General features: G+C 58.5%; 15 protein-coding genes. 8 read left to right on the forward strand and 7 right to left on the reverse strand.

All coding sequences use genetic code 11. From position 1 onward, the window contains the following. Nucleotides 1–8: 8 nt before the first annotated feature. From GQS65_RS04640 to GQS65_RS22090, 4 genes are all read left to right on the forward strand, one after another. The gene (locus GQS65_RS04640; RefSeq protein WP_158203507.1) at nucleotides 9–248 is read left to right on the forward strand and encodes a DUF7389 domain-containing protein; all 240 of its coding nucleotides are present in this window, start codon (nucleotides 9–11) and stop codon (nucleotides 246–248) included. A gap of 254 nt (nucleotides 249–502) precedes the next feature. After that, on the forward strand, nucleotides 503–883 hold the full coding sequence (locus GQS65_RS04645) for a hypothetical protein (RefSeq protein WP_158203508.1): 381 nt from the start codon (nucleotides 503–505) through the stop codon (nucleotides 881–883). Continuing rightward, nucleotides 876–1,085, forward strand: a complete 210-nt coding sequence (locus GQS65_RS04650) for a hypothetical protein (RefSeq protein ID WP_158203509.1) — start codon at nucleotides 876–878, stop codon at nucleotides 1,083–1,085. The genes GQS65_RS04645 and GQS65_RS04650 overlap by 8 nt, the downstream gene beginning before the upstream one ends. Before the next feature lie 43 nt (nucleotides 1,086–1,128). Next, nucleotides 1,129–1,425, forward strand: a complete 297-nt coding sequence (locus GQS65_RS22090) for a hypothetical protein (RefSeq protein WP_368279832.1) — start codon at nucleotides 1,129–1,131, stop codon at nucleotides 1,423–1,425. A 30-nt stretch (nucleotides 1,426–1,455) separates the two neighbouring features. Here the strand turns inward: GQS65_RS22090 and GQS65_RS04655 are convergent, their stop codons facing one another. Both GQS65_RS04655 and GQS65_RS04660 read right to left on the reverse strand, forming a co-directional pair. Then, nucleotides 1,456–1,854 (reverse strand): HEPN domain-containing protein, encoded by a 399-nt coding sequence (locus GQS65_RS04655; protein ID WP_158203510.1) that lies wholly within the window; start codon nucleotides 1,852–1,854, stop codon nucleotides 1,456–1,458. Beyond that, nucleotides 1,847–2,209, reverse strand: coding sequence for a nucleotidyltransferase domain-containing protein (locus GQS65_RS04660; RefSeq protein ID WP_158203511.1), 363 nt, complete (start codon nucleotides 2,207–2,209; stop codon nucleotides 1,847–1,849). The genes GQS65_RS04655 and GQS65_RS04660 overlap by 8 nt, the downstream gene beginning before the upstream one ends. A 247-nt stretch (nucleotides 2,210–2,456) precedes the next feature. On the opposite strand from GQS65_RS04660, the gene GQS65_RS04665 reads away from it, so the two are divergent. Continuing rightward, nucleotides 2,457–3,596, forward strand: coding sequence for a hypothetical protein (locus GQS65_RS04665; protein ID WP_158203512.1), 1,140 nt, complete (start codon nucleotides 2,457–2,459; stop codon nucleotides 3,594–3,596). After that, nucleotides 3,593–4,531, forward strand: coding sequence for a hypothetical protein (locus GQS65_RS04670; protein ID WP_158203513.1), 939 nt, complete (start codon nucleotides 3,593–3,595; stop codon nucleotides 4,529–4,531). The genes GQS65_RS04665 and GQS65_RS04670 overlap by 4 nt, the downstream gene beginning before the upstream one ends. A gap of 647 nt (nucleotides 4,532–5,178) precedes the next feature. Here the strand turns inward: GQS65_RS04670 and GQS65_RS04675 are convergent. The 5 genes from GQS65_RS04675 to GQS65_RS04695 all read right to left on the reverse strand — a co-directional run bounded on the left by GQS65_RS04675 (nucleotide 5,179) and on the right by GQS65_RS04695 (nucleotide 18,406). Beyond that, a complete protein-coding gene (locus GQS65_RS04675) occupies nucleotides 5,179–7,422 on the reverse strand; it encodes a Piwi domain-containing protein (protein ID WP_158203514.1) in 2,244 nt (747 codons plus the stop codon). A gap of 220 nt (nucleotides 7,423–7,642) precedes the next feature. Beyond that, nucleotides 7,643–11,422 carry a UvrD-helicase domain-containing protein gene (locus GQS65_RS04680; protein ID WP_158203515.1) on the reverse strand — a complete coding sequence of 1,260 codons (3,780 nt, stop codon included), beginning with the start codon at nucleotides 11,420–11,422 and terminating at the stop codon, nucleotides 7,643–7,645. A 1-nt stretch (nucleotide 11,423) separates the two neighbouring features. Next, nucleotides 11,424–14,765 (reverse strand): PD-(D/E)XK nuclease family protein, encoded by a 3,342-nt coding sequence (locus GQS65_RS04685; RefSeq protein ID WP_158203516.1) that lies wholly within the window; start codon nucleotides 14,763–14,765, stop codon nucleotides 11,424–11,426. 174 nt (nucleotides 14,766–14,939) lie between these two features. Continuing rightward, nucleotides 14,940–17,369 carry a DEAD/DEAH box helicase gene (locus GQS65_RS04690; protein ID WP_368279833.1) on the reverse strand — a complete coding sequence of 810 codons (2,430 nt, stop codon included), beginning with the start codon at nucleotides 17,367–17,369 and terminating at the stop codon, nucleotides 14,940–14,942. 380 nt (nucleotides 17,370–17,749) lie between these two features. After that, complete coding sequence (locus GQS65_RS04695; protein WP_158203517.1) at nucleotides 17,750–18,406, reverse strand: hypothetical protein; 657 nt, start codon at nucleotides 18,404–18,406, stop codon at nucleotides 17,750–17,752. A 489-nt stretch (nucleotides 18,407–18,895) separates the two neighbouring features. Here GQS65_RS04695 and GQS65_RS04700 point away from each other — a divergent pair, with 489 nt between their 5' ends. Beyond that, the gene (locus GQS65_RS04700; RefSeq protein WP_158203518.1) at nucleotides 18,896–19,660 is read left to right on the forward strand and encodes a DUF1819 family protein; all 765 of its coding nucleotides are present in this window, start codon (nucleotides 18,896–18,898) and stop codon (nucleotides 19,658–19,660) included. A 273-nt stretch (nucleotides 19,661–19,933) separates the two neighbouring features. After that, nucleotides 19,934–22,821: hypothetical protein (locus GQS65_RS04705; RefSeq protein ID WP_233265034.1), on the forward strand; the 2,888-nt coding region annotated here is incomplete at its 3' end.

Here is a 22,821-nt window from a genome sequence, read left to right on the forward strand (position 1 = left end):
CTCGAATCATGACTAGCGAACCAACGCAGCCGGACGCACAGTTGACCGACCGCATCGAACGAACCGACGTGGGCGTCTCGCTCACCGTGAAGCTGAAGCGTGGGACTGGAACGCGCGACCAGGACACCATTACGGCGAAGGTAAAGGCGACAACGCTCGAGGAGGCACGCGAGGACATGGACGACCTGCGAGCATACGTCCGTGCGCTCGCCGACGAGGTTCGGGCCATCCAACCCGTCGAGGAGTAATCGGTCTTCGCGACTCCAGTGGCGTGTATCTCCCCCTGAGGGGTGCGGGGGTGCTCGTGAGCATTCTCGCGTGTGATGTACGACACAGAGAACTACGGAGAGTCGAATCGCGAGGCAACGATCACCGGCCCAATCCCGGAGTACGACCGCTACGGGCGGTCGACCGGGGTGTGCTACTACCGGTGTTCGGGGTGTGGGGTCGAGGCCCTGCGTCGAGTGGACGTCCGGACGCACTGTCGGTGTGGTGAGGGGCGATGAGCGTCGACAACTCGGAGTCGCCGCTGGCGATGACCGCCCCGCGAGACGTCCGAGCGCTGAGCGAGTTACTGGCGGTCTACGAGTTCGCGCCAGGGCTGTACTGGGTGTACAGCGAGGAAGGACGAGAGTACACCGTCGACGCCGAGACAAGGGCATGCACGTGCCCAGACGCGCAGTACAACGACCCCACGGGTGGGTGTAAACATGCGCGTCGCGTGGCGCTGTGGCGTGGTGACGACCAGATCCCTGCGTGGGTGAATCTAGAGGCGGTCGACCCGCTGCTCGTCGACCATCTGGGGCTCGAGGACCCGAGTGGAAACAGCGGACACAATGGTGTCCTCCGGCACGACAACAGCGAGGTGACCGCCGGTGACTGAGCCCCTCGTGACTGAGTCGAGCGGGCTGACCCCCGAACAGCGACTCGGCCCCGCTGACCCGGCGCTCATCACCGCCGGTATCGTGACGATCCACGATTTGGAGACGCTCCGGGCGTGCGTGGCCTACGAAAACCAGCATCGACAGCGTGTCCCCGTGTTGCGGCGACTCGCTCAGCGAGCATCCGAACTCCGCGCGGAGTGACCGCCCGTGGTGTCTGTCGACGCCTCAGGGGTGAGGCGTTCCAATGAGTAATACGAAACCAGACATCGAGTTTCAGACGGCCTTTGGCGAGGCCGGAGCGTTGGAGATCACCGAGACGAGCGTCGAGACTTCCCTCGAGGACTTCGGGGCGACTGTCGACCATCGCGAGCGTGAGCGACGACTCGCTCAACCAGTGGCCAGTGAGTTCGGTGTCGACGACCGACCGTCGGTGAACCAACGACCGGAGAGCGACCAGTCCAAATTGGTCGCTCGGGAAGACAGAGTCCAGCGAACGCTACACGGGAGCGCAGCGCGTGAACCCTGCCGCTACGAGGAGTGATCGAGACCCGAGGCCAACACGCTGGCTGAGTCAGTCGGTGGTCGAGCAGAGTTCCTCGACGTCGGAGAGGAATCGACGGGTACGCGCGAGCAGCGCGTCGACGTTCTCGTCGATCGTTCCGTAGCCGTAGTCCGCCCGCTGGCGCAGTTCCCCGAGGTCGTTCAGAAACCGACCGTCTTCCCGGGCGGCCTCGCCGCTAGCGACCAGTTCGGATCCGAACAGCGAGAGGACGCCGCCGTGCGTCGTCGGGTCGAGCCCACGGTCGTACAGTGCGGCTTGGGCGGCGTGGAAGCAGGTGTAGTACAACCGGTTGATAACGACCGCGTCGGAAAGGCCGGCGTCGCGTGCGCCGCTGGCATCTGAGAACGCTTCGCGAGCTTGTCGGAGTTGGTCCTCGACCTCGGCCGACCCGGGGCCGTCCTCAGGCATACGACTGCCCTTCGGTGAGGACGCGTCGAACGAACGGGTGGCCCTCCCGCCGATACGCGTCGAAGGTCGATTCGTCCAAGATGTGAAGCTCGACGACGGGCCCGTACTCCAGCATCACGTCGTACGCCAGGTCCCGGAGTGACTCGGCGACGGTGTCGCCAGCGCCCCGTGAGAGGACGACGAGGACGTCGACGTCGCTCGATCGACCGGCCGCCTCACCACGCACGGTCGAGCCGAAGACGTACAACTCAGCGATTTCGTTGGTATGTCGAGACAGCGCCCGGTCGGCGAACGCGGCCGCAGCGTCGCGATGCGCGCCAGCGGGGAGCGGTTTGGGTGCGGTCTCGGTGCCCATGTCACCCCGTATGTGGGCGGCGTGCATTACACTTCTCGTGGGGGGCCTCACTCCTGCCGCGGTCGACCAACGAATTCGGTGCCAGCGACTGCTCGGCTCGGTCGGCACTCACAGACGAGCGCGAGGGCCTCGCGAGAGAGCCACCCTCCTGCATCGCTGTCGAGCACCGGGGTCAGGGATGGCCGCGAGGACGTCGGACTGAAAAGACAGCGAAACAATATTGTCTAAGGGTGATTGATAGGAAATGATGTCTGAATCATCTCCCCAACCGGATCGAGAAAACTCAACGAGTGACGGGGAGGAGTTCGCTCTGGAGGAATTCTTTGTTGCTCCTTGGGGGTTAGCAAATGAGGAAAGACCTCTACACCTTCTTTGGGAAGGTGAAATACAGGAGTTGGAACTACGCCTCGCTGAACCAGTTGAACTGGTGGACGGCTACAACATCAGTGGGGATATTGCAGATTTTACTGTGGAATCTCCAGAAGATGGGGGAAATCACAAACTGATTCGAATTCATCAGTCTGATTTCTTAGTTCCAGGATATTTCAACACGAAGTTCAAAATTCCAGAGATATTCGAAAATGCTATGAGTGGTCAACCTATCCAGGCCAGATTCATATTAGGAAACGGTGAGACAAGAGAATTAAACTCGCAAACATTTACGATCCGACCCCAGCTGAAGCTACTTGACAGTCCTCAGGAAATTATATTAAACGATGATGATGAGTCGGTTATTCTGCCAATTCATATGCAGTACATCGGGTTTGGGATGGCAGAGGTTGAGATGGATATAGAAGGTGAGGGGGACTTAATTTCAGAAGGGGAGAGTATCCACCATGATATACTCCGAGCTATGGCCGAATCAGGTATTGCTACCAAAGAGAGCGAAAAGTTGGGACCCATCCCTGAAGATTGGAAACAGGACCACGGCGTTGAAATACCTGATAAAGAGTTGAGAGAGCTTGGCGACGAAATACGGGAATTAGCATTTGAGGACAAGCTCCGAGAAGAATTTGATGATGCCACATTAGAATGGATTGCAGAAGCCTTGGAAAAAGGCGATGATCATGAGGCAGATATTTATGAACACATTGAAGTCATGCTCCTTGACTCAATTCTAAATGCCGTTGACCGCCATCCCGCAGAGAATGTGAGAATAACAAACCCTAATGCTCATTTGGAAATCGAGAGTCGGGTTCGTGAGTTTGTACTCAGTTATGAACTAAAAGACAAGGTTGGAAACGAGTACCAGTCAATTAGGGTGCCAATCGATATCAAAGACGAGCGTTCGGATGGTGGAATACTCGAGGTAGAAGTTGAAACGAAATGGGATCATCATAAATTGAATCCTGATGAGATATTAGGGCAACTAGAGGACGAGATATGAGTGAGCCAGGTGCTAGCGCTACGGCAGGAATCTCTGGAGTAATTGAGGCACTTGACCGTTTGAAAAGCTATCTGAGCGGTTATAAGCCGGATACACGATCTGTTACCTACGATTATCGGAGCGGGACCAGCGAGATGACTTTGAAAATCACAGTGCCGGATAATCGTGGGCGGAAAGTCGGAAATATAAAAATCCCGAGGGAAGAAGGGTATGAAATTCGAGAGATGTTCTCTTCTGGTGATTTCAGACCTGTTGGTGCGAAGTGGGAGCAGAACGCGGACTATTGGATTTTAGATCCTGAGAAACTGCCTACAGGTGAGAACTTCATGCTTCGGCTGAATAATGAGAATGTCAATCAGGATGTGTTCAAGGAAATCATTGACCTCAACGTTCCTGAAGACCCAATGAGCAAAAGTGGTGTAGACCAGTATTGGGTCCAATCATCAATCCGAGACCCAAAAACATTGCAGGATATTTATCAAGACTTCAAAATCAATAACGTTGATTTGAATATTCGGGTCGGTGTTCAGCCTTGCTTCTCGACAGGCATTCCTGACGATGTTACCGATCGTATCGAGCGCACTCGTGAATTGATCGAAGCCAGCAACGAGGGCGATCGGAACGCCCTCAGTAGCGCACATGTGCGCCGTCGTGAAGCGAGAAAACAAGGAAGTGTGACGGAGCAGGAAATTGCAAACCTGATTCGCAGCTTAGCTAGGCCGAGCAAATTCGGAGAGTTCCTATCCATTGAATCCCCATATCGACGAGAAAATATTGACTCCAAAACATTTGGAAACGAGGTATTTCCAGAGGAAATCAGCGTTGAAATCGCCACGAATCTAAATCTTGAGCAGCAGGCTGCAAAAGGAACTCTGAAATTTCAGAAAGAGGACTACACTGATCACATACAAGAGGAGACGTCAGACCTAATCTAACCAAACCGAACTACTCTTGACGAAGATGCTCATCAAATATCAGAGATAGGATCAGACCCCATACTTAGTATGCGTTCCCGGAACAGCAGATTCAGGAGCTATAGGAACTGGTCTAAAACATAAGACAGCAGAATAACTGGACACGGGTGAAGATGGTAATGGGCTTTCTCACAACTTAATAACTGGCTCCGGTGAGGACGTCTATAATCAAGCGCCAACCAATGTTTCAAGTCCGACATCTGAATCACTACGAGCGGAGTCGAAACTACCCACAAAGACTGTGCTCACGTCACCAAGCAGACCGTTGTAACTCACCCAATGTCTCTGCACAGATGTCACAGGTCCAGTCTTCAACTACTATGTGGCAATCCTACTTGAGCCAACAGTTCGCACTATGATAACTATGGAGAGTATCTCGAACGCCCTAGGGCGATTATCATAGTCGGTTCTGATGAATCACTAGGCAGCGCCCGAATTGGGTGCTGAAATTTGAGGAGATGGTGGCGAAATTTAGTGTGGTCTCGGTCTCGGCGGTCGCCCGCATGGTCGCGACCGCTCTCTGCCCGCGTACAGGCCGCCTTCAGCACCCACGTGATGACCTTATCCCGACGTCCGATGGCGATTCAGCATAGCGCCATAGTCCTAAACTACAGATACGCGGGGCCGCGGATGACTCGCCCCGGATCTACGTAGCCCTCTCGAACGTACTTCGCTGCCATATCTGCATACTTGATCGGGACTGGGAGCCGGGTACTCCGAGCGGGGCTCCCGTAGTGGACCTCCGAGAGCCAGTACGCCTGTCGAGTGATCGTCTCGATGTCCGTAGGTCCAGAATTCTTGATGAGACGGAAGGTACGTGGCGTCCCGACGCTGTTGGCATCATTCGTTTCGGGTTTCCCGAAGGCGTGGAGAATCCCCTGTTCACGCTCACGGTCGACGAATCCGACACCTTTCTGCGCGATATTGAATCTCGTTCCGTTGAAGTTGGCAATGCGAGTCTGGTCTCGCTTCCGTACGCTCACGATGTCGAATTCTGCGTCGAGGCCGCTGAGTCCATCTCGAATCTCATCGATATCCTCGTGGACCTTGCCATCGCGGAAGATGGTCAGGCGGTCGAGCGGTTCGTCCTGCTCGTCTGCGAAGTCGTAGATGAGGTCACGGACGAACTGCTCGACCTGGTCTGCGACGAACTTCTCACCGGCTTGTTGTGTAGTGGACTCTGCTGCGAACGTCGATCCATCCCGCATCACGATGCTCGCACTCGCCCCCGAGTGCTGCCCTGTTTGTGAGTCGCGGGTGACGTCCAACCCCATGAACGCTTGCGTCTCCCCGGGCATATCCTCGATTTGCCATGGTGTCCCCCCAGCTTTCGCGACCACAGCGCTCACGATGTTCGTGAATGAGTCGCTCGGGATCTTCTGGGAAGCCATGTTGATCTCCTCGGCGGTCGACTTTTGGAGCATCTGGGTCGGGATGCCCTGTCGCATCAACGTCCGCTTGAGTTCGCTGTATGGATCCTCGTATCCATCAAAGTCGTCTACTGCTCCCTCGTCGGGGACCATCGCGACGACTACGTCCGTTTCCTCACGTAACTGCTGGTAGACGTCGGTGTACTCAGAAATGCGACCTAGTTCGTAGGGGTAGCCCGATGTTCCTGCTGGTGCCCCCCACTGTGAGAGCGTCTTCGCGAGGAGCCCGATGAACTGCTTGTAGGTGTCTTCGTAGTGCGTCGGGTAGAGGACGCCCACCCAGTAGTCCCCCGGTGATTTGAACACACCGTGGTCCTTGAGACCGGTACTCGGCTTTGAAGCATGCGCACCACCACCGTAGACAAGCCGCGATTGGTTCTCTCGTATATCGAGGTAGTCGAACCCGTGGTTTGTCGGTCCCGGTTCAAACTGCAGGTCGAACCCTGGCAAAGGAGGAAGATCCTCGACGAATGTCTTCAGGTAGTCAAACCGGGTATCGGGCTTCATGGCCCGACGTGAGGTGAATAGGTTGTGGAAGTCGTAGTCTTGCTCTTCGACCTGCTCCGTCCGAGGACTCAGTTTCAACGCTCGGGGGACCTGATCACCGGTGAACCCACCGTAGTCGACTTTCACTAATCGTGGATTCGTTTCGATGAGTCGCTGTCGGACGTCTTCATCAAGCAGCCCCTCGTGATACTCCGAGATTACTTCTCCGAGCGCATCGGAGCGGTCGTTGTATCGGAGGTCACTCCATCCACGGAGGAATCCGGTCGAAGCGTTACCGTAGACTTCTGTATCGTGTTCGACCCGCCACGACGGGAGGTCATCCCCCTCCGAGACCATTTTCTCCAGCGACTTCATCGTCACGAGGTTGTGGCTCGCCTCGACTTGGAGAAGAACCGTTCCATCAGCGGTGATGTGTACTTTCGCGGTGTGTTTCCGCTGCGCTCCAAAGTCGAAGCCATCGCCTCCGAACTCGATTTCGCGGCGGACGATTCCTTGGAGGAACTGGAAGGAGTAGAGCGAGTCGGGGATTGCCCGCCGAAGCGAGGACTGAACCAGCCCCTTGATCTGTTGGCGGCCACGCTCAGTGTCTGGGGTGAGCGTAATCTCGTCGACTTTCTCAGGTTTGACGGTGTGCCCTTTCGCCTGCACTGATCGAGACAACTCGGTCAACGAGATGACGTGCATCGTCCCCGAGCTGCCCACGGGCGTTCCGTGTTCTTGGTCAAGCCAGTAGGCTGCGGACTGAGTGAGCGTCTGCGGGTCTGTCGACTGGTCGCGACCACCGGGGACCGATAGCCGGTAGCGGTTCACCGAGACTTCGGTGAGACGTGAGTCGGCCTTCGAGTGAAAGAGATAGACGCCCGAATCGACTGAGGCCTGCGCTTCGACGGGGAGTTCGTTGGAGTCCGTGGCCATCTACCGATTGACAGAAGTGGTTGAATAAGTCGTTTTTCATACTGTACAAGCCACCGTCACAACAGACTCCGCTATACTCCTGATTGCGTCTGCTGGAGAATTTCCACGTGGGTCTCGTCTGCCTCTACTCAGCACCGATACGTTTTGCAGTACGATCCCCCAGCAGTGGGTGTACAGCGATCGGCTCCAATCAAGAGTCGCACCGATGTCCAGACTGAGATTACGAGGAAGGGAGCACCTCTGTCCGGGCCGAAATCGCAGTCGCAATTTCGGCTTCGATGGCCTCGACCTCTTCGGGCGTCCACTCGCGATGCCACGCGTCCCCCAGCGCGGTGAACACGAGCGAGACTTCGACTGCCCGGCCCGTCCCCTGTTGATGGAGTGCGGCGGCGTACGCCTTCATCTGATTCGCGTAGTACGCGGCATCAGTGTCGAGTTCGTCAGGGGAGACCTCGCCGGTCTTGTAATCGATGATATGGTAGGCGTCTGGGGTGACGATCAGGTGGTCGATGTATCCAGAGATCTCCCCGTAGTCAAACTCCGCGGTGACGTAGAGTTCGTCGTACTGGTACTCAACCTCATCAGACGTGTGCTCATCGACGTATGCCATCCCTCGTCGGGCGTGGGCACGAACTCGCTCTTCCGTTGCTGGAGTAAGTGATTCATCGATTCCCGCATCTGCTAGCGACTGGTCGATAAGACTCGACCAGTGCGCTTCCGGTGGGCGGAGCTCGCAGAGCCGATGGACTAACTCGCCAAAGTGGAGCGCGTCAAGGTCTCCCTCCTCTGCCCGTGAGTCTGTCTGGTTCTGAGGATCGGAGGCTACTGCATCAGCGGCTGGCGTGTCTTCGGCGTGCCGATACTCAGGGGTATCAGCTTGCTCATCAGGTGCGGTGACGTGGAGTGTCCCCGTCTCATCGTCGAATTCGAGCACGCCGTAGTCAGCGAGGAGCGAGGCAAGATCGGTCGCAGAAAGTCGGAATTGTGCCTCGGAGGCTGGGGGGCTCGGCGAGAGCTCGACGACAGGGTCAACATCAGGGTCAGAGGGTGTCTGCTCAGCCGGGGGCGTCGGTAGCGAGACAGTGTACTCACCGTCACCGTACGACCGCTGAACGTGGGTTTCCGTACTGAGAGTGGTACAAACATCGTCCGGAAGCAACTCCGGCTGAACCCAGTCACGCCAACTGGAAGCCGACTCTGGGTCAGGCTCTTCGAGGTTCGTCATCGTGGGGCCCTCATCCGCATCGGCCAGGTCGTGTAACCCACTCAGGAGGAGGTGATCCCTCGCACGAGTACACGCGACATACAGGACACGCTTCTCCTCGGCCCGCTCCTCGGCGCGGCGTTGCTCGCGAATCGTCTCGCGAGCGATCGTGTCGACCATGTCGAACGGATCGTTCGGACTAGGCGCTTTCATGCCGACAGCGTACTGCTCACCGATTCGCTCGAATTCGACTTTTCCCCCACCGAGACTGGCGTCGTCCTTGAACTCTCGTCCGATGCCGGGGACGGCCACGAACGGGAACTCCATCCCTTTCGCGTCGTGGATAGTCAAAATCTGGACGCCATCGCCGGTAGTGTCGGCCTCGCTTTCGCGGCCACCAAGCTCGATACGACGTTCGATACGATTCACGAGCGTCGTCAGGCTACGGACGCCATCATCACTCCACCCGCGGAGTTGCTCGCGGAACTTCTCGACGTTTGCCCTCGCCTGCTGTGGTCGTTCGTCAGCGCTCACACTCACCAGATAGCCCGTGTCTTCGAGGATTCGCGTCAGAAACGCTGCCCACGAGTCATCGGCTCCCGTGGAGTCGTCAGCAAGGCCAGCCAGCTGTCGCCACTCGCTGAGAAGGTCGAATGCAGCCTCTAGTTCGTCGTATTCACTTGCCGCGAGCGCGCCCCACAGCGGGTCGCCCTGGCGTTTCAGCTGTGCCAAGGTGTCGTCAGTACATCCGAACAACGGAGAGCGGAGCGTGGCGTACAGTGCCCGCTCGTCCGATGGGTCAACAAGCGCTCGAAAGAGGTTCAACAGCGACGTTATCTCCGGCGCCTCATAGAATCCGGTCCCCGAAGCGACCGAGTATGGGACACCGGCAGCCTCCAGCGCCCGCTCGTATTTTTTGAGATGTGTCCGGCTCCGGATGAGGATGGCAATATCACTTGGTTCGATATCGCGGGGTATCGGCCCCTCGTCGGTTGCTTCAGCGTCAGAATCACCATCGGCTTCGGCGTCGTCATTTGTCGCATAGACTTCCAATGGTTTGGCCAACACCTGTGAGAGCCGAGCGGCAAGTGCTGTCGCCTCGAGTTCGGCGTCGTGTGCTGGCGTTGCTGTTGCGAACGCCTCGTAGTGGCCACACCGTGTCGCTCGGAGATCAGAGTCCGTTGGCACGGCGAGGTACTCAACCGACCCCAATCCATCGGGATCATCGCGAGCGGGCGTCAGTGACTGTGGAACTGCTTCGTAGGGCTCACCGTCCTCATCGAACATAGACTCGAACAGCTGGTTGATTGACTCTAGTACACTCGGGAGCGTTCGGAAATTCGTCGAGAGCTGATCGTCGTCACCAGCATCCGCTGCTCGCTGGGTTACCTGGTCGAGGGTAGCCGCTGTTTCGCGGAACTGCGTCACGTCGGCGTTCCGGAAGCGATAGATGCTCTGTTTGACGTCACCGACAACGAACACGTTCCGCGCATCGAACGTGTCGCCGTCACTTGCCGTCAACAGGGTGATGAGGTCCCACTGTCGCGGGTCGGTGTCCTGGAACTCGTCGACCATCACGTAGGCGAACTGCTCCCGCAACTCATTGCGGATGGCGGCGTTCGCCGGGTTCTCGAGAAACGCGACCGTCAGTGAGATGAGGTCAGTGAAATCGACCGCATTCTGGCGGTCTTTGCGCTCTTCGTACTCTTCAGACGCAATCTGAGTCAGTGTGGCAAGCGCATGGACGAACGGGAAGCTGTTGGCTTCGGTGTCCAAGTCGACATTGACTGCATGGTCTTCGGGGCGAAGGGTCTCGACCAGCGTCTCGAAGGCACGGTCGAACTCCGGCTTCTGGGGATGGTCGCCCCAGCGAGATTTCGCCCCGCTGTAGCCCGCATAGCGCTCGCCATCGCCAGTGGTGAGATACATACTGAGTTCCGCGATTGTCGATTGCTTGGCCCGTGATGGAACGCCATCGTCGAACCCGGAAGTAAGCCGGTCGACAGCACCCACTGCACGCCCCCAGGTCTGTCCACCCGTGTCGATATCGGGGGGTTTCTCGACGAGTTCAGTCAGTGTGGTCGCGGCGGTGACGAACTCGGGATCAGCGAGTCGATCTGCAGCGACCTCTGGGTCGATAGGGTGGAGCGCCGATTCAACGAACCCGATGTACTCCTCTTCGGTGGCATCGACCCAGCGGTCTGCCCACTCGAGACTCTCCGGTCGCTCCATCAAGAGGTCGGTGAGGACGTCGTGGAGCTGGCTTCGTGTGAACCGCTGAGCCAGCGTCCGAGTCGCCTCGTGGGATTCGTACTTTTCGAGGACACCGCCAACGGTGTCGTGGATGAGCGCCGTTGATTCGTTCTCATCTAACGTCTCGAATCCCGGGTCGACCGCGTCGATAGTCAGGGCGTGTTCACGCAGGAGTCGCGCGCAGAATCCGTGGACGGTGTGGATGTACCCCTGTTCGAGTTCGTCGGCAACGGTACGCCACGCGTCGAACTCTTCGGCGTCAAGCGTGCCGACGCGGTCGGTGATTTCTTCGCGGACGCTTTCTTCCAGCTCGTTTGCGGCTCGTTCGGTGAACGTTGTCGTGAGGATGTGTTCTGGGAGGAGTCGCTCATCCCCGCTCCCCCCATCGGTCTGTTCTGCGAGCGAGCGCTCTATCATCGCCAGATACCGCGCCGTCAGCGTCGTGGTCTTGCCCGTCCCAGCACCGGCAGTCAGCGTGACGTTCCGGTCGAGGCCGTCGACAGCCTGTTGCTGTTCTTCGGTCAGGTCGTCGTATGAGACCATTTCACTCCACCTCCACGGCGTCTTCGAAATCGGTGTGTCTGGCCTTCAGTGGGATATACGCCGAGAGTCCTGCGTCGTCGATCGACTCGATAGTGTCTTGACGCTGGTGGGTGCGGACATCGCAAACGTGGGCGTAATCGCAGTACCGACACCCGGCGTCTTGTGGGTCAAGGACCGTCGGGTGATACCGGCCATCTGCAATGCCCGTCGCGAGCTCGCCGAGCCGTTCGGGCGTCGTCTCGTCGATGAACCGCCGGAATGTTTGGTGCGTCTCGAAGTAGGGATACGAACGACGTAGTAGCGGCGTCTCGACATCGTCGCTGCGATAGTACACCGCCATCTCTTGGGACGTGAGCAGGCCGCTTCGTGAGTTGACCGATCTCGGTGGGGAAACTTGGTAGTACGCTCCACCGACGACCTCAATCCCATCGAGTGCGGTTTCGGCCATCAGCGCGTACAGCTGGAGCTGGAACTTCACTCCACTCAGTGCTTCACTCTCGCCCGGAATCGAGTTGCCAGTCTTGTAGTCTCGGACCACCACCTGTGTAGGATCAGTTCCCGGGACTGTCTCGACGCGGTCGATGAGTCCGTGAATCGGGACTGTGCCCTGTGGCGTTTCTATACGGGCAGGGGCGTCACTGATGGGTGTTCCGGCATCGTAGGGTTCTCCAATGCGAGCTTCAAACCACGCAGGGCGGGCGGTCGCTTTGGCCAGCTCGTCGAACTCGTGTTCCAGAAACCGGTAGAACAGTCCACGAGGGGGTTCTGGCCCACTCTGACCCTCGGCAGCCTGATAGTACGGGTTGGTCGCTGGTGTTCCCAGTCCGGCCAGCACCGTTCGCAGCCAGTGCTCGTGGAACGCCGTCTCTGAGTAGCCGTCGAACGCTTCTGCCAGGCGGTCGAGTGCAGTCTTCAACAGCCGTTCTGCTCGGTCCTCGAACTCGCCAGCGGGTTCGACCGGGTCACCCAGAGTGGTCTGTAGTGAGCGATAGTAGTGTTCGAGCACGTCGTGAATGTACGAACCGCGTCGCCCAGCATCAGGTTCTCGCGTGAGCGGATCCGGGGCTGTGATCCCCAATACACGCCGCTGGTAGTATTTGAAGCCACAGGTAGCGTACGTTTCGAGCCGACTCGGACTATACGGCTCGCGAGTCGCTGTGTCATGGACGCTAGCGACCGTCTCGGCTGTGAGTTGGCCGTCGTATGGTGTTAGCTCAGGACTCGCACGTGCGGCGGCGCATTCGACACCCGCGTTGATGCGGGCGGACTGCATGGTCTCGAACGCCCCCACCTCGACAGCCCGCGAAACGAGCCCCTCACTCTGCTCTTCGGATGTCTCACCGAGGACACCACCGATTGTTCGTTGGATGTCTTCCTGAGTTCCTGGTTCATTAGCTCGCATATCGTCAGTAATCGCTGAGAGATTCACTACCCGACCGAGTTCGGTCAGAAGGTCTGCGTCGACGTACTGCTCTCCGCTCGTGCTTCGCTGGGGAACCGAGAGTCGAATCGACCCCTCACTCCCTAAGAGTGTACCCAGACGATAGCGGGCCTCAGCGGTTACGTCTGTCTGCTCAAAGTCGGGATGGGCATCGTAGATCGGTTGGGTGAACGCCGTCCGGTCGGCGTTCGATGGGATATGTGTCGCCGCAAGACCCAGAATGTACATCTGGTCAAACTCATGGACCGCCGCATCAGCGAGCCCACAGACGATGATGGTGTTCTCGGCAGGTTGCCCAGACGCTGGAATCGAGACGTCGTGAAGCGCGCGATCGAGGCGGTCCAGAGAGTCACCGAGCGCTAGGTCGGCTTTCGTTGCGGTGAGTGCGAGCGTTTCGAGCACCCGGTCGAGACGCTCTTGAGCACTTGCTTCTCGTCGGGAAAACCGTCGAGAGTGATTCTCTAAACAATCCTCCGAGACGCCAAGACGCTCAAACACCGATTCGAGTGCACCAGGGAGGTTGTCGAGCGGTTCGTCCCTGAGCCTATCGAGCATCTGAATGAGCGAATCGACCGCTGACGCAACGTCGTCGTCGACGTGCTGGAGCGTCGAGTCTAATCGAGCGGTCTCGACACGCGCGGCGACACGGCTGAGGTGCTGGTAGTCGAGCGCACTGTTGAACACGTCAGGTTCGACCAACGGGTTCGTAAGCAGGTCGAGAATCGAATCGAGGGACCGTGGTTCACCTGCAAGTTCGCACACGGTTTCGACGAGATGGCCGGTCGCCGTCTCTGAAAGGGGGATATCGGTGCGAAGGCTGAACGGAAGCTCGTAGGCATCGAACACCTCGCGCACTCGCTGAGCATACTGGACTGAGCTTGGAAGCACCACGCCGATTTCCTCCGGGGGCGTCCCGTCAGAAAGCCGGGTCCGTATGTCGCGGGCGACTGCTCGAGTCTCCTCTGGGACGGTCTCGGGTCGGACGATGGAGAGATCCAGTGCGGCAGAGTCGATATCATCCGTTGCTGGCGAGTGGCTGGGGTGACGAAAGAGCGAGCGGACGACTTTCCGTCGAGCGGTGGTCACAGAGTTGGTCTCGGAATGATGCTCACGCTCGAAGTCCAACTCTTGATACACCTCAATGATACGCTCGATGCCACTGTCAATGCCCGTCGGGGAATTGGTATCGACCTGCATTGGGAGTAAGGCCACTATCGGCCAGCACTCGGCCAGCGATCGGATGAGCTCCGTTTCTAAGACGGTAAGATTCGTGAAGCCACCAAGGACGACGGCATCGACGGCTGGGAACACTTCCTCAGGGGTTGTCTCGCCGGTCACGACCTCGTGCATCCGCTCGGAGCGGTACGTCTCCCGAAGTGTACCCGCGAGAATGTCGCTTCGAGCGGCTTCGATAGCGCTCGCGAGCTCTCCGACATGCGGTGCCTGCGTGGCTAGCCCTTCCTCAGCGAGCCGGGTCTGCATCGCATCCGCCGAGAGTAGTCCTGCGAACTCAAGTTCGGTGAACAGCGCTTTCGCTTCGTCGACGAGCCCAGGGCCGGGAAACCGGTCGCCAGTCGAGAGCGGATTGTCGGGAGACGTGATTCCTTCGACCCCTAGTTCGGCTAAGCGAGACAGGAGGGGCTGGTCGATGTTGGTCACTGGCCCCTTGTACTGCGTCTGTTCGTACCACGCCGAGACGAGGCCATCGAGGGTTTCGGTCCGTATCGATGCTGGTGGTCCGACGTCCTGCCAGCGATCTTCCGTCGCCACTACCGGATGGTCAGGCGGCCCGAGATACAGAAGACTCTCCGGGTGTGTCCCCACTTCCGCACCGAGAAACTCGAACGCTTCAGCTTCGAGGGCAGAAAAATCAGGACCAGTAATCAACAGACGGTGAGACATACCCCTTCGGATACACGAGTGCGGTATCAAGCTTCGGGATGATGAGCGACGGAGCGACGGCGTATCTGCAGTCGATTACGAGCACTTGACGTAAGAGGGGTAACCGGAGTGAAAGCTACGTATGGCGGCTCAGTGACGCCAACGTGTCCAGCAAAGGCTGCTTCGACCTCCAGCCTATTGCACGACGGCATTCCCGAGCAAGTGGTCAAGAAGCCGGATAGCAAGCCGTTTGTCAAGCGTCCGGTTTGCGTTCCCGCACTGTGGGGAGTGAACACAGGAAGGGCAGCCATCATCACAGGGGCAGCCCTGGAGCATTTCGAGTGTCCGCATCAGCATCGCATCAAGCGAATCGAACGCTTCGCGAGCGAGGCCGACGCCGCCTGGGTGGCCGTCGTGGACGAATACCGTACTCAGGCCCGTCTCCTCGTGGTAGTTCGTCGAAAGTCCGCCGACGTCACGGCGTGCACAGAGAATTTCGAGGGGAAACAGCGAGATGAGTGCGTGCTCCAGCGCGTGGATGCTCGCGATGAGCCCGTCCTCGCGGTCGCTCGCGAGCCTGAGGTCTTGCTCGATGGCTGGGGGGATGGTGAAGTAAAGTCCACGTGTGTGGATGGAGCGTTCGGGGAGTGGCTCGTCGAACATTTGCTCGATCCCCTCCTCGTCGGTCAGATGGTCGTAGAGCATGTACCCCGTCGTCTCCTCGGAAACAGTCAGTTCGGCGAATCCCACCGAGACGTCGTTGTTCGTCGCGAGGGCTTTGGTCGTGAGCTCCTCATCAATCGCGATTCGTTTCTCGGTGAGTGGCCGGGTGTATCCCATCGTTCGGACGGATTCGAGATCCGCCCGGTCAGCGTCGTAGTCAACCTCAGTGACTCGGTACGTCCGCTTCTGGTGGTGATAGATGGCCCCCGGATGCGCATCGCGGAGTGCATCGCCGAACGAGAGCGTGGTGAGCGTCGTCTCACGTAGCGGATCATAGAGATCGATCTGGCGGTCGTCAATAGACCGGATGTCCATCTGGTGCTGTGGGCTCTGCTCCTCGCCGTAACGCCAGCGTAGTCCCCTCTTAGTACTGAACCGCTCTAACCGCCCCTCGTCGGTGAGCGACGTAACTGCTGATGGATACCGGTCACCGAAGTACTCGTCATCATCTGTATCCAAGAACAGTTCGTGGGCGGCACAGCAGACGTGGTCGTCCAGAATCTGCTGGTTCGACGGATTGACCGCTGCCTGTTCTGGCTCTCCTTCGAATAGTTGGTCGGGATTCGCCATACAGTACTGATCTAACGGATTGGGGCTCGCCACGAGAATAACGAGACTCGGATTCTGCCCTCGGCCCGCACGGCCGGCCCGCTGGAACGTGCTCATACTGGTGCCGGGATGGCCATCGAGGAGGACGACGTCAAGACTTCCAACGTCGATCCCCAGTTCGAGGGCGTTCGTACTCCAGATGCCACGAATCATGCCCTCTCGAAGGTCACTCTCGATGGTCGTCCGTCGATCGTCGTCGAGCGCCGAGTGGTAGGCGGTGACCTGTTCGGCCAGATCGCCCGCCCCTCGGGAGCGGAGTTGTTCGTCACACCAGTTGGCATACTGCTCAGCACCCTGGCGTGCGCGAGTGAATACCAGCGTCTGGTAGCCCTGCTGGACGAGGTCGCAGAACAACCGCACCGTCTCAGGGTGGTGTGACCGGCGCTCCCCACCGATGATTTCGTTGTGGTGTGGGACCTCAACAGGAGGCTGGAAGTCCGCGGTCGCGTCAGGTACTGACTGCGATTCATCCTCCACCTCCGCATCCTCTCGCAGTGGCGGATTCCAGAACAACCACTGGCGGGGGCCGGTCGCACTTGCATCCTCGTCGATGAGCGTGAAGTCGCTGGCCGACTGCCCCGTGACCGCCGCAGCATGCTCGATTGGGTTGCCAATCGTCGCAGAGCAGCAGATGTACTGGGGCGTCGACCCACAGAACTCGGCCAACCGAGAGAGTCGCCGAAACACGAGGGCGATATGGCTCCCGAAGATGCCTCGGAACTCGTGAACCTCGTCGACAACCACTGTCTCGAGTTGTTGGAACAGCCACCGCCAGTGGTGCGGGGACGTCCCATACGGAAGGAAGCTCTGGTGGAGCATATCGGGGGTGGTCAACACGATATCCGGTTGTCGCGCTCGGATGTTCTCGCGTTCCTTCGTGGACGTATCGCCCGTATACGTAGCGACATCGACAGATTCCCCAAAACCGAGGTCAGCGGCAATATCTCGGAGCGTTGCCGCCTGGTCGTTGATGAGCGCCTTCATCGGAGCAACGTACAGGGTTGTCCCGTTGCTTTCTAGCGCGCGTTCGAAGGCGGGAACTGTGTATGCGAGACTCTTTCCACTAGCCGTTGGCGTCGCCAGTATCACGTGATCGCCAGCACGAACCGCTTCAATAGCTGCCGTCTGATGGCGAAACGGCTCGTCGATGTCGCGTCGCGACAGCGCGCCTGCCACCCGATGGTCGAGGTCGATCGCAGCCGTTGCGGCCGCACTCCCCGGCGTTCGTCGCTGGTAGGCCAACTGACCGTCGTAGTACGGTCGGTCCTTCAGCCACTCGGTGATCTGTTCCACGGCTGTCCCTCCAGTTTGGCTGTTGTGTATTGTGGTTATCTATTCTGTAGTACTCAGTCGTACCCGTACGAGTGAACGGCAGGTTGCTGAGCACTGTACTGGGTCGTCTGATTGCCCCTCTCGATTGACCAAATCGGCTCTCCGACTGGTAGCTACACCGTCTGCTTTCTCCTCCCTGAACCTATTTTATTTCAAATACTTCGTATCAGGTCGACTGATTCGTTTATACGTTCATCAGCTATTCTGCAACATCACGTCGAGTAAGGGCCAGCTCCGAGTGCTCGGAGTGGGGTTCGATAGTCAGCCTGTGAGAACCCTCGCCGGGTCGACAACTGTGTTGTTCCAGCAGGAGACGGAGCGCTGCTAATATCGCTCGCTTCCTAGACGGAGTCGGGAAATGAAACAGCGTACTCCCGCTCAACGATATCTCGAATTCCAGAGGCTGTGAACAGGTCGATGGGTTGGGAAGAGACGAGCGTTCGTACTGAATGTGGGTCGTATGATTCGTTCTCGATGAGCCGTTTCCGGAGTTCACGGAACACTGGCTCAAGATCGAGCGTCGGATACTCGGCGTAGCTACCAGAGAGCACGAGTTCCCACTCGAATCCGTCTGTGAGCACCATCAGCGCATTCAGATCCATGTCGCGGCTCATGTACTCGCGAGCGTCTTCGCGAGCGTAGGCGATCTTATTCGGGGTTTTTACCTCGCCAAACAGCCGGATGTCCTTTGCTTGAGCTTCGGGGATTGGGACCGTGGTAAGCGCGAAATCCGGAACGCCGCTCCGTTTTAGCCATCGCGGTGCGTACTGAATCGGCCGTGGCCGAACGCTATGGCCGAGCGATTCGAGCACGGGGAACACGAGGTGGTCTTCGACGAACCGTTCGGGGCGCTGGAGCAACTCACGCCCTTTCAAATAGCGGCCATCGAACAAGCTGGTGAAGTGGGCCGTGGCGTTACGCCGCCCGATCTCGTCGATGAACCGCTCGAGCTGTCGAACGACGGTATATGCAGTGGGCGAGTGGTCATCGAACGTCATTGTACTCGTTTGGACTCGAAGTCGCTCAGTCGTCGAGTGGCTGTAGACACACGGCCAGTCGTGGAACCGGAGTCGCGACCACGGTCATGGAACCGCTTGCGAATCCGCTTCGAGACATCACGGGTCAACGTAACACCGCCTCGTTATGCCCGAATCTGGGAGGAACCGACATGACTGACCGTCGTAATCAAGAACACATTATACTTACGCTGTAGAGAATTTCCCACCTTGGTACAAAGAGACGCTCGTCCGCTTGTCTGCGCCGAGCAAACATGTGCACATTTCACGACCGGCATGGCAGGAACACGAGACCGCCGTAACAAACCGGACAGCTCAGCGTACGGAGCTTGATTCAACCGTCGGAACCGAACAGATTAACGAAAGGTAAAGTGGGTCGATTCAGTTCACCAAGATATGTCTCTCGTGTCGGACGGTGGTGGGTCTGCACTCCCGTCGCTCTCTCGACGACTTTCCTCTGGTGAGGTGAACATGGATCTCACCATGTGTGGGCTCCTCATCGAGCGAGCTGAGGAACTCGCCCGTCTCTACGCGGAGTACGGAAACTGGAATGACGTCAAAGACGTGTGGTTCGACGAACGACGCTCGAATCGGAGCACACGAGGAAGTGCACAGAAGATCTACCGTGTCCTGACTGCGCGGTTCAAGAACGCTCCTGGTGCGCTTCCGAACCCGAGCATCCTCCCGTCGATTCTCGATACCTGCCAGACGACTCGCGATAAGGCGCAGGTGCTCTATCTCTATCTCATTGCGGATGATTCGCTTGTGCAGTACGTCGTCCACGAATACGTTGCTCGCATGGCTGAGGGTTCCCCCGAGTCGCTCGATTTCTCGAACGAAACACTCCGTGACCTCCTTGGCCACCTCGAATACGCCGATGGTGGCTCGTTCGACTATGCCGACTCAACGGTAGACCGATGGTGTGAGGGGTTTCGGTCAGTGATGCGTGACATCGGCGTCCTCGATGGACAGCGATCAGTTGCTGGGACGCCCCCTTCGATAGGCGACATCCCACTGCTCGTCGCGATGGACTACTCGTACGAAGACAGCGACAACGGGTGGCTTACGGCGCCACGTGGACTGCTCTACCTCTTTCAGCCCGAAGATCGATGGGAAGAGCAGTTCGATCGGGCTGCGAAGACCGATGCGTGGGAGTACCTCGATGTCCGTGGCGGACTCACCCTTCGACCCAGCGGTGACCCGGGCTCGTGGGCGACCGATGGAGGGACTCGGTGATGGTCGAGGTAGAGTGGTTCGAGGACCTTCCAGAAGACTTCGAGGAGTCCGTTCGAATCGACCGCAACGAGGACGACCACCGCCAGCGGGCGATTCGATCCTATCACATGACGGCCGACTCTCGCCGGTTCGTCGAGGACTTCGTCGACCGAATGCTTGGCCGAGCAGACGACATGCGAACCGGCTCGAACTACTGGCTCTACGGCTACTACGGGAGCGGGAAGAGCCACCTGCTGACGGTTCTTGACGGGCTCTTGGACACCAAATGGCTCGATGGGCAGGGCGATGAAGTGTGGTCGGCCCTCTCACAAGGAGCTGACGGGGGGGGATACCGGCCGGCTCGAGGACCACTGGCAGACACTTCACGACGAGTACTACGTCATCCCGATCTCAGTCAACCTGCTCAAATACCAGGGACAGAAGCGGCGAAGCTTCAGCGAAATCGTCCTCAGACACGCTCATCAGGACCCCGACCTGACCGGTGTCGACGACGACACCTCGAAAGGGCTGTCGTCACAACTCGACGTCGCGTTCTTCGAAAAGTGGTTCCGAACGACCGACGCGTGGGAGGACCGGCAGGCCCGTGCTGAGGCAGTCCTCGAAGACATCGACACCGCAGGCGATGGAGACGTGTGGCAGTCGAAGACGCTCTGGCGTGACATCCAGAAATATGGTGCACTGGCGGACGTCGTCCTGCCTCGACTTTTCGAGGAGGTCAACGGAACACGCGACGGCTACACAGACCTGCAACCATCTGACATCGACCCAGAGGAGGTAGTGAGTCGGCTCGAAGAGCTTCGCGCCGAGCGAGCGGCCGAACTGGGACGACCAGTGAAACTCGTCGTGTTGCTCGACGAGGTGAGCCTCTTCATCGGGACGGATTTCGAACGGCTGACCGAGCTGCAGACACTCGCCGAGAACGTCGACGACATCGGCGACGGCGACATCCAGTTGGTCGCGACCGCACAGGCGAAGATCGAAGACGTCCAGCCGAAGTTCGCAGCCCACGGTGCAGATTTCAGTATTGTCAAGGACCGCTTCCCCCATCGCTATCAACTCCCCAGTAAACACGTCGGCGAGATTGCAAAGCGCCGGCTCTTCGAGAAATCGGACCACGGCGAGCAAGCCATTCGGGAGCTGCTCGAAGAGGCGTCGGTCAAGCCGACCGAATCGCTCGTCTACAACAACATCAAGCAGAACACGAATCCGCCGCTCGACAGCATCGACGAAGAAGAGCTAGTCAGGTACTACCCGTTCCTGCCGTATCACGCCCCGTTGTTCCTCGAAATCCTGTTCAACCTTCGCCAGGAAGCGAGCGACCCGGCAAAATCGATTTTTTCGGGGACCGCACGGGCGATCCTCGCGCTCATGCACAACCTCCTGCAGTCGTGGGTCGACGACGGGGAGGCCGATCACGTCGTTACGCTCGTCGAATTCTACGAACTGATCAAGCCAGAGCTACGTGAGATACTCATCGCGGATATGCGAGTCATCGAGGGTTCGGCGCGGACGCCTGGAATCGCCGACGAGGTCGACGATGGAAATCTCGAACCGTTCGATCTCAAAGTTGCGAAGGCCGTGTTGTTGCTGCAGCACGTCCACGACATCGTCCCACTCAACGAGGGGAACATCGCAGTCGCGGTGATGTCGGACCTCGATGGCCGCTCCTGGATTAGCACACAAAACAGGGTTGAGGAATCGTTGGGCCGTCTTCAGAAGTTCATCCGCCCAACGGGCGATGAGACGGGCGCTCGATACCGGTTTGCGACCCAAGAAGAGCGTGAGATCTACGACGACACCGAGGAAAACGAAGCGAACCCAGACTGGAACGCAGTTCTGACGGCCCTCGACGAACACCTCTGGGACCACATCGTACAGGACCTCTCACTCCCCGAGTCGGTTCCGTACAAAGAATCGACTGATGAGTATCCTGTCGCGTACGGGTTCGACCTCGACGGAACTGCCTTCGAGACGACTATCGATGCCGAGGGTGGGCTGGACGTCTCGGTCGCCGTGCGTGGTGTTCGACCCGATCACACGGCCAAAGACGGTGAGGGCGACCCGCTATACTGGTCGATCGATACGGACGGACTGGACGACCTTCGGACTCACCTCGTCGAATGGTGGGCGCTTCGTGATGCGATTTCCTCGCACACCGTCCCCCCTGCCGTGGAACGAGACCTCGATCAGCGGGCAAGCGCAGTGCAGAGCAAGCTCGTCAGTGCGTTGGGGCGTGGCTCATACACAGTGAAGGACCGGACGGACATCAGCAGCCTCTCTGCAGCGGTCGAGACGGCTGTCGACGTGGGGTACCCCGATGATTTCCACCCGGTGATGTTGCAGGTGACCGAGGACCACCTCCACGCGTTAGTGGGACTCTCAGCCGACGACCCACTTCCGGCGTGGGCACGGGCGATACAGGTCCCGTCGGCCACATCCAATGATGGGAAGAAACAGTCGATTCAGCGAAACGTGATGGCACTGACGGGTCAACAACTGAAGGACCGCGACGATGGTCTCAACGTGCACACAGTGCTTGATGGCGTCGTTTCAGCGCTGAACGAGCGGGCGTCCGACGATGCCGGCCCTACAGTCGACCTCTATGAGAAGACACGGCCCGCACTTCGGGCGATCATCTGGGGGTTCTGCCAGAAGGGAACCCTCGTCGCAATCGACGAAGACGGAAACACCCTCGAGAACGCCGTGCTGCTCGATGACAGCCGTCTGTCGACGGTGCGCCTCAAACTGCTTCCCCGCGAGCCGATTGGAAAACTCCTCGAAGAAGGCGGGTTCAAGAAGACGATAGAAACGGATGCAGACGGGCTCATCAATCTGCAAGAAGCGAATCAACAGCTCCGGTCGTCCATCGCAGGCCTCCGCGAAGACGTCCAGCTGGTTCGTGACGAAGACATCCAGACAGACACTGTCTCTGGACTGCTCGACGCGTTTGTCGAGGAGCTGGCTGACCGTGAAACCGCGACGGCCGACCGACTAGCTGTCGTCCGATCACAGGACGAGGGGCTCGGTACTGCCATCGAGCAGACCAACGAGACGCAGGAGTGGCTCGATGACGTGCAGGACGTCTGGAACCGTCGGCTTGGCTCGCTCTATCGGTACGACGCACAGCTCACCGCTGGCCAGGACCGCTTCGAGTGGCTAGA

The organism is Halomarina oriensis (assembly GCF_009791395.1).
In the GTDB taxonomy this organism is placed as follows: Archaea; Halobacteriota; Halobacteria; order Halobacteriales; family Haloarculaceae; genus Halomarina; species Halomarina oriensis.